The sequence below is a fragment of the Pseudonocardia xinjiangensis genome, assembly GCF_012911925.1.
In the GTDB taxonomy this organism is placed as follows: domain Bacteria; phylum Actinomycetota; class Actinomycetes; order Mycobacteriales; family Pseudonocardiaceae; genus Pseudonocardia; species Pseudonocardia xinjiangensis.
Genome location: NZ_JAAXKY010000003.1, coordinates 30,889 through 42,689, shown reverse-complemented (window position 1 = coordinate 42,689; position 11,801 = coordinate 30,889). Strand labels below are relative to the sequence as shown.

Annotated in this window: 8 protein-coding genes; 5 read left to right on the top strand and 3 right to left on the bottom strand. The window is 68.8% G+C overall.

What is annotated here, in order from left to right; translation table 11 throughout:
- The first annotated feature begins 1 nt into the window (after position 1).
- The 4 genes from HF577_RS02045 (at position 2) to HF577_RS02030 (ending at position 5,596) form a co-directional block, all read left to right on the top strand.
- Positions 2 to 2,146: an acetate--CoA ligase family protein gene (locus HF577_RS02045; RefSeq protein WP_211173663.1), complete on the top strand. Its 2,145-nt coding sequence runs from the start codon at positions 2 to 4 to the stop codon at positions 2,144 to 2,146.
- Positions 2,147 to 2,466: 320 nt separating this feature from the next.
- Positions 2,467 to 3,873, top strand: a complete 1,407-nt coding sequence (locus HF577_RS02040) for an Nramp family divalent metal transporter (protein ID WP_169393967.1) — start codon at positions 2,467 to 2,469, stop codon at positions 3,871 to 3,873.
- A gap of 1 nt (position 3,874) precedes the next feature.
- Positions 3,875 to 4,459: a hypothetical protein gene (locus tag HF577_RS02035; RefSeq protein ID WP_169393966.1), complete on the top strand. Its 585-nt coding sequence runs from the start codon at positions 3,875 to 3,877 to the stop codon at positions 4,457 to 4,459.
- An 87-nt stretch (positions 4,460 to 4,546) separates the two neighbouring features.
- Positions 4,547 to 5,596: a TerC family protein gene (locus tag HF577_RS02030; protein ID WP_169393965.1), complete on the top strand. Its 1,050-nt coding sequence runs from the start codon at positions 4,547 to 4,549 to the stop codon at positions 5,594 to 5,596.
- Positions 5,597 to 5,678: 82 nt separating this feature from the next.
- Here HF577_RS02030 and HF577_RS02025 read toward each other — a convergent pair whose 3' ends face one another.
- The 3 genes from HF577_RS02025 to acs form a co-directional block, all read right to left on the bottom strand.
- Complete coding sequence (locus HF577_RS02025) at positions 5,679 to 6,224, bottom strand: beta-class carbonic anhydrase (protein WP_169393964.1); 546 nt, start codon at positions 6,222 to 6,224, stop codon at positions 5,679 to 5,681.
- Between the two features lie 171 nt (positions 6,225 to 6,395).
- Positions 6,396 to 7,781, bottom strand: a complete 1,386-nt coding sequence (locus HF577_RS02020) for an OFA family MFS transporter (RefSeq protein WP_312858891.1) — start codon at positions 7,779 to 7,781, stop codon at positions 6,396 to 6,398.
- A gap of 990 nt (positions 7,782 to 8,771) precedes the next feature.
- Positions 8,772 to 10,757, bottom strand: coding sequence for an acetate--CoA ligase (gene acs / locus HF577_RS02015; RefSeq protein ID WP_169393963.1), 1,986 nt, complete (start codon positions 10,755 to 10,757; stop codon positions 8,772 to 8,774).
- A 212-nt stretch (positions 10,758 to 10,969) separates the two neighbouring features.
- On the opposite strand from acs, the gene HF577_RS02010 reads away from it, so the two are divergent.
- The gene (locus tag HF577_RS02010; protein ID WP_169393962.1) at positions 10,970 to 11,713 is read left to right on the top strand and encodes an oxidoreductase; all 744 of its coding nucleotides are present in this window, start codon (positions 10,970 to 10,972) and stop codon (positions 11,711 to 11,713) included.
- The last annotated feature ends 88 nt before the right edge of the window (positions 11,714 to 11,801 follow it).

Below are 11,801 nucleotides of genomic sequence, written 5' to 3'. Positions count from 1 at the left end.
CATGGCTCAGGAGAGCGTGGCCTACGACAAAGACGCGGTACGCGAGGTCCTGGACAAGGCCCGCGCCGAGGGCCGTGACTCGCTCACCGCCCCCGAGGGCCGCCTGGTGTGCGAGGCCTACGGGATCCCGACGCCGGGCGAGGGCCTGGCGGGCTCGGCCGACGAGGCGGTGCGGCTGGCGGGCGAGCTCGGCGGCCGGGTCGTGATGAAGATCGTGTCGCCGGAGATCCTGCACAAGACCGAGGCCGGCGGCGTCAAGGTCGGCGTCTCGGGTGACGAGGCGGTGCGCAGCGCCTACGACGAGATCATCGCCAACGCCAAGGCCTACAACGCCGATGCCACCATCGACGGCATCCAGGTGCAGCAGATGCTGAGCGGCGGCCACGAGGTGATCATCGGGGCCACCACCGACCCCACCTTCGGCAAGGTCATCGTCTTCGGCCTCGGCGGCGTGCTCGTCGAGGTCCTGAAGGACGTCACCTTCCGGCTCGCCCCGGTCGACACCGAGACCGCGCACTCCATGCTCGACGGGATCGCTGCCGCCGAGGTCCTGAAGGGCGCCCGCGGCGCCGAGCCGGCCGACGCCGACGCGCTGGCCGACATCATCAAGCGCCTGTCCGACCTGGTCACCGACTTCCCGCAGATCAGCGAGTTCGACCTCAACCCTGTGTTCGCCCGGCCCGACGGCGCGTCCGCCGCCGACGTCCGGATCGTGCTGGCGACCGAGGATCTCGTAGAGCCGGTCAAGTACACCCAGGACGAGATCCTGGCCACGATGAACCGGATGATGCGGCCGAACGCCGTCGCGGTCATCGGCGCGTCCGCCGAGAACGGCAAGATCGGCAACTCGGTGATGAAGAACCTCATCAACGGGGGCTACGCCGGCGAGATCTACCCGATCAACCCCAAGGCCGACGAGATCCTGGGGCGCAAGGCCTACAAGAACATCCTCGACGTGCCCGGTGAGGTCGACGTCGCGGTGTTCGCGGTGCCGGCGAAGTTCGTGCCGCAGGCGCTGCGCGAGGTGGGCGAGAAGAACATCCCCGCCGCCGTGCTGATCCCCTCCGGCTTCGCGGAGACGGGCAACCACGAGCTGCAGGACGAGATCGTCAAGATCGCCCGTGAGGGCGGCGTCCGCATGCTCGGCCCGAACATCTACGGCTACTACTACACGCCGCAGAACCTCTGTGCGACGTTCTGCACCCCGTACGACGTGAAGGGCGGCACGGCCCTCACCTCGCAGTCCGGCGGCATCGGGATGGCGATCCTCGGGTTCAGCCGGACCACCAAGATGGGTGTCTCGGCGATCGTCGGCCTCGGCAACAAGTCCGACCTGGACGAGGACGACCTGCTCACCTACTTCGAGCAGGACCCCGACACCAACATCGTCGCGATGCACCTCGAGGACCTGAAGGACGGCCGGTCCTTCGTCGAGGCGGCACAGCGGATCACCAAGAAGAAGCCGGTCGTCGTGCTGAAGGCCGGACGCACCGCGCTGGGCGCCAAGGCGGCCAGCTCGCACACCGGCGCCCTCGCGGGCGACGACAAGGTCTACGACGACATCCTGCGCCAGTCGGGCGTCGTGCGGGCCTACTCGCTCAACGACATGCTCGAGTTCGCCCGGGGCATCCCCGTGCTGCCCACGCCGAAGGGCGAGAACGTCGTCATCATCACCGGGGCCGGTGGCTCGGGTGTGCTGCTCTCCGACGCGGTCGTCGAGAACGGTCTCAACCTGATGGAGATGCCGAAGGACCTCGACGAGGCCTTCAAGGCGTTCATCCCGCCGTTCGGCGCGTCCGGCAACCCCATCGACATCACCGGTGGGGAGCCGCCCTCGACGTACGAGGCCACGATCCGGCTCGGTCTCGAGGACGACCGGATCCACGCCCTGATCCTGGGTTACTGGCACACGATCGTCACCCCGCCGATGGTCTTCGCCGAGCTCACCGCTCGCGTGGTGGCCGAGGCGCGGGAGAAGGGCATCGAGAAGCCCGTCGTGGCGTCGCTCGCCGGTGACACCGAGGTCGAGGAAGCCAGTGACTACCTCTACCAGCACGGTGTCGTCGCATACCCCTACACCACCGAGAAGCCGGTTGCGGTCCTCGGAGCCAAGTACCGCTGGGCTCGGGGTGCCGGACTGATCTGAGAGATCTTCGAGCCGGCCCGCGCGGCGGGCCGGCTCGAACCGGTTCGACGGGTCCTAGCCGCCGAACCGGGTACGGGACGGTCGGCCCGACCGGCGTCCCCTGGGGGATTTCGCCCACCCTCCAGGGACAGCCGGCCGGGTCGGCCGTCGCCGCATCGTCACGACAAGGAGGTCATGGGCGAGGGGCGAACGGCCGTACGAAGCACCAAATCGGAAGGTCCACCACTGTGACTACATCGAAACAGCCTGACGCCGGAGTACCCGGGGACACGACTGCCGCAAGCCCCGAAAGGGTGTGGCACGCGGGTGGCCTCGAACCGATGCCCATCCGCAAGCTGCCCGAGGCTCCGCCCTCCGTCCACCTGCTCGGCCCGACGGTCTTCCTCGTCGCGCTCGGCGTGGGCATGGGCGAGTCCTACATGTGGCCTCGGCTTGTTCTGTTGTTCGGACCCGAGATCCGCTGGCTCTTCCTGATCGGGGTGACCCTCCAGGCAATTGTACTCCTGGAGATGTCCCGGTACGCGATGGCAACGGGTGAGAGCATTTTCACTGGCGCCGCCCGCGTGTTCAAACCGATCATGTGGTTCTTCTTTACCATCGCAATACTCATCTACATCTGGCCAGGTCACCTCTCGGCCGGCGCACTGGCGTTCGAGTCCGTGACGGGCATTTCCTGGCAGATCGCGGCGATCGTCGGGATGGTCCTGGTCGGGCTGGTCTTCACGCTCGCGAAGGTGATCTACAACCTGCTCGAGACCGTGCTCTCCATCCTGATCGGCACGCTGGTCGTCGGTACGGCGATCATCGCGTCGCTGGTGGGCACGTGGGGCGACCTGGCCAGCACGCTCACCGGCATGTTCGCCTTCGGGTACCTGCCCGAGGAGGCCCTCACGGCCGCCTGGTTCCCGGTGATCGTCGGCTCGATCGCCTTCGCCGGCCCGTCCGGTATGCAGCAGATGTGGTACACGCTGCACCTGCGGGACAAGGGCGCCGGCATGGGCGCGCACATCCCGCAGCTGCGTGGTCTGCGCTCCGCGGGCGAGGAAGAGGTCATGCCGTCGCGTGGCTTCATGTTCGACACGGACGACCCGGAGGAGATGGCCAAGTGGCGCGGCTGGCGGCGCTGGGTCACCTTCGACGCCCTGCTGCTCTTCTGGGGCATCACGATGCTCGTCACGATCTCGTTCACCGTGCTCGCACAGGCGGCGGCGAGGAACAGCCCGAACGTCGTCAACCTGCTGCGTGACGGCGAGCGCGAAGCGGCTCTCAACGCGATGTCGGACTCGTTCGCATCGGTGGGCATCCCGGCACTCGGCGGGGTGTTCATGAGCTTCATCGCGCTGATCGGCCTGAACGCCACGCTCGGCCTGTTCGACTCGTTCTCCCGCGGGCAGTCGGACATGGCCTACCACTTCATCCCGGGTGCCAAGCGGTTCCGCATGGCGCATCTCTACGCCGGGTTCCTGTGGGGCGTGATCATCTTCGGGATCTGCATCCTGCTGTGGGGTCCGGCCGACGGTCCCGCCGCGATCCTGGACGTTCTCGCGTTCCTCTCCACGTTCGCCATGGGCGCGTACTGCGTCGTGCTTCTCCTGGTGAACAACCGGCTGTTGCCCAAGCCGATCCGTCCGAAGCTGTGGAGCAACCTGATCATCGGCTTCGGAGCCGTGTTCTACCTGGGCATGCTGTTCTACAGCCTGATCCGCTTCGGCGTGGTGTTGGACTGACATGAGCAGGCCAAGAGCACTTGACCTTGCCGAGGTCGGGCTTCCGGGTGCGGCGATCGGGGCCGTCTCGGGTGTCGTGGTCGGTCTGCTGGCCCTCGTCGTGGGCCAGCCGGTCGGCTGGGCTGCGGTCGGCGCGCTGACCCTCGGCCTGCCGCTCGCACTGTTCGGGGTCGGCTACGGGATGCTCGTCGCCCGCGGCTGGTTCCGGCCGGGGGTCTTCGCCCCCGTGGCGTTCTACTGGATGGTGGGTTTCCCCGTCTCGCGTCTGACCCACGAGACGGTCACGCCGGTACTGCTCGGTGGCAACCCCACGCCACCGAGTGACGTGCTGACGTTCTTCGCCTTCCAGGCACTGGTGAGCATGGGCTTCGCGATCGGCTTCATCTGGCTCTACGAGCGGATCGCGCCGTACTGGCTCATGCGGATCCAGGACCACAACGCCGACGCCCGCCGCGTGTTCGGCGTCTACGCGGAGCACGCGCAGACGATGTGGGAGGCCCGGGAACGCAAGCGCGCCCGGCGTCAGGCCGGCCGTGTGCCGGCGGCGTCCGGGAGCGCCCGGGTGAAGTCCCGACGGTCCTCGTGACCGTGGTGTCGCGGCGGGGCCGGGTCGATCCGGCCTCAGCTCCGCCGCGACACCTCGACAGCCGACCGCCGATCTCCGAGGAGAGAGATGAGTGTTCCGTTCTGGGTCTGGGCCGCGACGATAGGCGCGTTCCTCGCCGTGCTGGCCTTCGACTTCTATCTGGTGGCCCGTAACCCCCGTGATCCGTCGATGCGGGAGTCGACGATCTGGGTCTCCTGCTACGTCGCTCTCGCTGTCCTTTTCGGTCTCGGCGTGCTGGCCTTCGCCGGGCCGCAGTACGGCGGCGAGTTCTTCGCCGGGTGGATCACCGAGTACTCGCTGTCGGTGGACAACCTGTTCATCTTCGTGCTGATCATGAGCCGGTTCGCCGTGCCGCGGGAGTACCGCCAGAAGGTGCTGCTCATCGGGATCGTGCTGGCGCTGATCCTGCGTGGTGTCTTCATCGCGCTGGGCGCCGAGGCGATCGCGCGGTTCGACTGGATGTTCTACCTCTTCGGCGCCTTCCTCATCTACACGGCCTGGAAGCTCATCCGGCACTCGGAAGAGGAGGAGGAGTTCAACGAGAACCGGGTTCTGCGCACGGTCCGGAAGCTCGTTCCGTCGACGAAGGAGTACCACGGGGCCGCGCTGACCGTCCGGGTGGACGGGCGCAAGCTCGTCACCCCGATGCTCATCGTGATGGTGGCGATCGGCACCACCGACCTGCTGTTCGCCGTCGACTCCATCCCGGCGATCTTCGGGCTCACGCAGGAGCCCTACCTGGTGTTCACCGCCAACGCGTTCGCGCTGATGGGGCTGCGGCAGCTGTTCTTCCTCATCGGTGGCCTGCTCGACCGCCTGGTGTACCTGAGCAAGGGCCTCGCGATCATCCTGGCGTTCATCGGCTTCAAGCTGATCTTCGAGGCGCTGCACCACCACGGCGTCGCGTGGGCTCCCGAGATCCCGATCCTGGCGTCCCTGGGTGTCATCGTCGGCACGCTGGCCATCACCACGGTGGCCAGCCTCGCGAAGTCGCGCAAGGACGATGCGGCCGCCGCTGCCGCCGCAGCCGGCAGCACCCCGGCCACCACCACCGTGGAGAAGGGCGACGACCCGGTCGAGGAGGTGCCCGAGACCAGCGGCAAGTCCGCCGGCTGAGCCCGGCTCCGTACGCCCCTGCTGCCCGCCCCGTACGGGGCGGGCAGTTCGGCGTTCGGGCGCGGCCGGTCCGGGCGTCATCTCAGGCCGACTCCCTGACCGCGTCGTCGCCGCGGACCGCCGGCTCGTCGTCGGTGACCTCGCTGAGGGCGAAGCTCTCGATGTCGAGCACGAAGCCGCGCACGACCGTCTCGGGCAGCAGGAACGGGTCGTGCCGCAGGCGCGCCACGCCGCGCCGCACGTTCACCGCCGGATCCGCGAACGCATGGGTTCGCCACGGCGGGCGCATCCCGACCTCGAGCGCGAGCTCCTCGGAGAACTCCTCGTCGGTGAACGAGGCCAGTCCACAACCGCTGTGCTGCACGACCAGCACGTCCCGCGTCCCCAGCTTCCGCTGGCTGATCACCACGGACCGCACCACGTCGTCGGTGACCACGCCTCCCGCGTTGCGCAGGACGTGGACCTCGCCCGGCTCGAGGCCGAACAGGGGCGACACGTCGATCCTCGCGTCCATGCACGTCAGCACCACGGTGCGCAGTGCGGGGACAGCAGCGGCACCGGCGGCGTTGGACGCGGCGAGCCGGCCACCACCTGCCTCGTGGCGCCGCAGCAGCTCCTCGTTGCTCATGTCGCACCCACCGGTGAGACGAGCGGGGCGCCGGTACATGCGTGCTGCGTCCTGCACCTCGAAGGGTTCACGAGCGATCTCCATCTCGCATCGGAGCCGGCGTCGACCGGCCAGGTGGACCACCGACCGGACCGGGCGAGCCGCCCGGTCCGGTCGGTCAGCACGTGAGTATCAGGCCCGGCCCCCGTCCGCCACCGCGTGGCTCGCGGAACCCACGCTGGGGCTGGAGACCGAAGCGCGCTGGCCGCGGCCGGGCTGCCGCAGGAACAACGAGATGATCGCGGACACGAACGCGATGGCACCGGCGATCGTGTAGGCCCCGTTGTAACCCCACGTCGTGACCACCCAGGACGCCACCCCCAGCCCGAAGAGTCCGCTGACGAGCTTGGAGCTGTAGACGAGCCCGTAGTTGGTCGCGTTGTTGTTCTCCCCGAAGTAGTCGGGGGTGAGCGCGGCGAACATCGGGAAGAAGGCGCCACCGCCGAGGCCCGCCAGGAAGGCGAAGAAGATGAACAGCGCCTCGTTGTGGGTGTCCCCGCCCCAGAGCAGGCCGAACTGCGCCACTCCCTCGACCACCAGCACGATGATCAGCGACTCCTTGCGGCCGATCTGGTCGGAGAGCCACCCGACGAACCCGCGGCCGAAGCCGTTGACGAGCGAGAGCACACCCGCCGAGGACGCCGCGATGAACGGACCGAAGCCCACTTCCTTCGCGAAGTCGACCTGGTAGCCGATCCCGAACAGCGACACACCGCCGATGATCGCCAGCGCGAACCACATGAGTGGCAGCTGACCGGTCTTGATCGCTTCCATCGGGCCGTACTGCTTCACCGCGGGCGGGTTCTTGGCCAGGCTGCGCGCGGACTTGGGGCTCGCCGCCCACTCGAGCGGGTCGACGTCGCTCGGCCACCAGTTCTTGGGCGGGTCCTTGAACATGAAGCCGCTCACGCCGACGATCACCAGCATGTACAGCGCGATGAGGGTGAGGACGAGCGTGAAGTTGCTCTCGTTGAACATGTAGCTGAAGACGAAGATGAACGGCACGGCGCCGTAGGCGAAGGCGCCGTTGACGAAACCGGTCTTCCCGCCGCGCTTCTCGGGGAACCACTTGCCGACCATGTTGATCGAGGTGGCGTACACGAGGCCGGCGCCGGTCCCGCCGATGACCGAGTAGAAGAGGAAGTTCAGTACGAGGTTGCTGGTCAGGCCGAGCACCACGAACGCGGCGAACACCATCACCGCACCGCTGAGCATCGCCGCCCTGGCCGAGACGATCCCCTTCTCCCGGAGCCGTCCGGCCGGGAAGGCCACGCCGGCCTGGAACACCGTCCAGATGCTGACGAGCCAGAAGGCCTGTCCGAGCGACCAGCCGTGGACGTCCTCCAGGGTGCTCTCCGCGGCGCCGTAGCCGTACTCGAAGACGCTGACGCCGAACATCGACGCCCAGGGCAACCACATCATCCAGTTACGCGAACGGCCGAGAATCTGCTCGGCCGGTATCCCGACGCGATAGACGCGCCCGTTGGAGTCGGTTATCTCACGATCCGTGACAGTCACGTCGTCTCCTTTGACGAGAGGGAGGGTGGAGCGACCTCTTGTCGTGCCGTTCAGATGAATTCGGGGTCGGCTGAGGGCGCGCCCGCAATGCGGACACGCTCAGCGAGCACGCATTACGGCGTATCCGCCGCACTGCTGCTCCGGGTATTGGGTATAGGTTCCGGACCGTCCGGTCTCAGCCGGCCCCGGACGGACCCGGTCCTGCCGGCCGGGGCGTCCACCAGCAAGAACACTGGTGAACCGGCCGTCAGGCACGCACTCAGGGAACTGGTGAGGCTTCCACTCGTGGTGTACGAGTGGATTCGGACGTCCGCAGGGCTCTCATGGGGACCAGCTGAGACATGGAACGCATCTCCTTGTGTCGCCGCCGCGGTGCTGGTTCACATACTGCATACGGTATGGCTGGTTGTCCAGAATTAGTTGCTACCGCCCGGCGCTGAGTCGCCATTCTTTACCGATCTCGGCGAAGATCTTTTAGACTTCTTTACCTACGCTAATTGTCCGAATCAGGTGATTTTCACCCAGTTCGTTCCATCTGTTCCACGGCAGCGACGGCGCGAGCCGCGGACACGCCGGTGACAGGCCTGAGCAGGGCGGGCGGACGAGCGTGGGAGCGTGCGGACCGCCGCCCAGCCTCCGAGCAGGGTGGCACGGATCGCGGGGCCCGGCGGAAACGGCGGTCCGTCCGACTTCGTGACCGCTGCGGGCCCCGGGAACGGCGCCTCGGTGCCGCGGGCGACGGCGCACGGGCTTTACCGGAGGCAAGGCATCTCGAGCGGCGCCCACGGGGCCGCTGGGAGCGTCTCCCGGCGCGACGGGCGCGGGAGCGTCCCGCGCAGCGGAACGCCTGCGCAGGCGACTACGGGCGCGAGCGGGACCATGGACGTGGCCCGACAGGTCGCGCCCGGATGAGAAGGGGTGGTGCCGGCGAGGTCGGCCCGGCCTGCCGCTCCCGGCCCGGCGAACACGCCGGGCCGGGAGGAGCAGCGGTCAGTCCTCCGACTTGCCGCCGTCCTTGAGACCCTCGGAGATGAGGTCCATGACCGAGGAGTCGGCCAGCGTGGTGACGTCCCCGACCTCGCGGTTCTCCGCGACATCGCGCAGCAGCCTGCGCATGATCTTGCCCGAGCGGGTCTTCGGCAGCTCGTCCACGACCATGATCTGGCGCGGCTTCGCGATCGGGCCGATCTCCTTGGACACGTGGTCGCGCAGGGCCTTGATGGCGTCCGCGCCCTTCCCCTCGTCCTGGGCGACGTTGCCCCGCAGGATGACGAACGCGACGATTCCCTGCCCGGTGGTCGGGTCGGAGGCTCCGACCACGGCCGCCTCGGCCACCGTCGGGTGGCTGACCAGCGCCGACTCCACCTCCGTCGTGGAGATGCGGTGGCCCGACACGTTCATCACGTCGTCGACGCGCCCGAGCAGCCAGACCGCGCCGTCGTCGTCGTACTTCGCGCCGTCACCCGCGAAGTAGTAGCCCTGCTCGGCGAACCGCGACCAGTAGGTCTCGCGGTAGCGCTCCTCGTCGCCCCAGATGCCCCGCAGCATCGCCGGCCAGGGCTTGTCGAGCACGAGGTACCCACCGCCGCCGGGCCCCACCGGGGTGCCGGACTCGTCGACGACGTTCGCGGCGATCCCCGGCACCGCACGCATCGCGGAACCGGGCTTCGTCGCCGTGACGCCGGGCAGGGGCGCGATCATGATCGCGCCGGTCTCGGTCTGCCACCACGTGTCGACGATCGGGCACTTGTCGTGGCCGATGTTCTCCCGGTACCACATCCATGCCTCGGGGTTGATCGGCTCGCCGACCGTGCCGAGAACCTTGAGCGAGGAGAGGTCGAACTTGTCCGGGATCTCCTTGCCCCACTTCATGAACGTGCGGATCAGCGTGGGTGCGGTGTAGTAGATGGAGACGCCGTACTTCTGGATGATCTCCCAGTGGCGCCCCTCGTGCGGCGTGTTGGGCGTGCCCTCGTACATCACCGACGTCGCGCGGTTGGCCAGCGGCCCGTACACGATGTAGGTGTGCCCCGTGACCCAGCCGATGTCGGCGGTGCACCAGTAGACGCTCTCCCCCGGCTTGTGGTCGAACACCACGTGGTGGGTGTAGGCGGCCTGCGTGAGGTAGCCGCCGGAGGTGTGCAGGATGCCCTTGGGCTTACCGGTGGTGCCCGAGGTGTAGAGGATGTACAGCGGGTGCTCGGAGTCGAACGGCTGCGCCTCGTGCTCGTCGGACTGCCGGTCGACGATGTCGTGCCACCAGACGTCACGGCCCTCGGTCCACGGCACCTCGGTCTCGGTGCGCTTGACCACCAGCACGTGCTTGATGGACGGCGTGTCCTTGACCGCCTCGTCGGTGTTCTCCTTCATCGGTGCCGGCTTCCCGCGCCGGTACTGCCCGTCGGAGGTGATCAGCAGCTTCGCCTCGGCGTCCTCGATCCGCGACCGCAGCGCGCCGGGCGAGAACCCGCCGAACACGACGCTGTGCGCCGCCCCCAGCCGGGCGCAGGCCAGCATCGCCACCACTGCCTCCGGGATCATCGGGAGCTGGATCGCCACCCGGTCACCGGTCTGCACGCCGAGCTCGGTGAGGGCGTTGGCCGCCTTGCAGACCTCGCTCTTCAGATCCACGTAGGTGATGGTGCGGGTGTCACCGGGCTCGCCCTCCCAGTGGAACGCGACCTGCTCGCCGTGGCCGTCCTCGACGTGCCGGTCGACGCAGTTGTAGGCGACGTTCAGCTTGCCGCCCACGAACCACTGGGCGAACGGAGCGTCCCACTCCAGGACCTTGTCCCACTTCTGGTGCCAGTGCAGGCGATCGGCCTGCTCGGCCCAGAAGGTCTCGCGGTCGGAGTCGGCGCGGTCGTACCACTCGGCCGTGGCGTTGGCCTGGGCAGCGAACTCGTCACTCGGCGGAAAACTCCGACTCTCGGTCGCTAGGTTGCTCAGTGTGGCGTTCGTCGATTCCTCGGCCATCAATGCCCTCCAGATCCTGGGCGCATACACCGGGCGGTACTTGCCCGGCTCCCGTGCGAGGGACGACGCTAGCGGCCCCTCTCTCCCAGCGCACCGCCAGTACGGGCAGGTAGGGCCCCGATCGTAGGACGGCGGGCCGGGGGTCGCGACCGGCCGGGATTCGCGGTCGCCCGAGCCCGGGGACGAGCGCCCGTGGATGGCACCATGCCGGGGTGCCAGCGACCACCGATCCGCTCGCCCCCCTGCTGGGGCTGCCCGGCGTCTCCGACGCCGTGACCAGTGCCCGGGACGCGGTCGTGGCCGTGCACAACCACCCGGTGAACCGGCGCGGCTGGCCGGCGAGCGCGGCCGAGGCGAGCCTGCGCGCGGCGCGGGCGTCCGCCGCACTCGACGGCGCGGCCATCGGGACCGAGGACACCGTGCGTAGCCCGGTACTGGCCGGGGCCGTGCGCGTGGCCGAGGAGTCCGGCAGGCTCCTCGGGGTCTGGCGCACCTCTCCGCTGCAGGCGCTGGCCCGCCTGCACCTCGTGGCCGCTGCCGATCTCGTGCCTGTGGAGCGCCACGGCACCGAGCTCGGCCGGCCGCGGGCGGACGCCGAGGTGTCGGCCCGACTCGACCTGCTCGCCCGGCTGCTCACCGGCGGAACGTCCGTGCCCGCCCCCGTTCTCGTCGCCGTGGTGCACGGAGAACTGCTGGCGCTCACCCCCTTCCCCACCGCCAACGGCGTGGTGGCGCGGGCCGCGGCCCGGCTCACGGCCGTGGCCGCCGGCCTCGACCCGAAGGGGCTGGCCGTCCCGGAGGTGGGCCACCTGCGCCACGCCGCCGAGTACCGCGACGCGGCCGGCGCCTTCGCCGCCGGCACACCCGAGGGCATCACGACCTGGCTGCTGCACTGCTGCGCGCAGTGGGAGGCCGGGGCCCGGGAGGGAATCTCGATCGCCGACGCCCGGACCTGAGCCCCTGTACGGCCGCGAGAACGTCCGGCGGGAGAAAAAGAGACGGGCGGCATCCCCGGAGGAACGCCGCCCATCTGCGCGTGAGCAT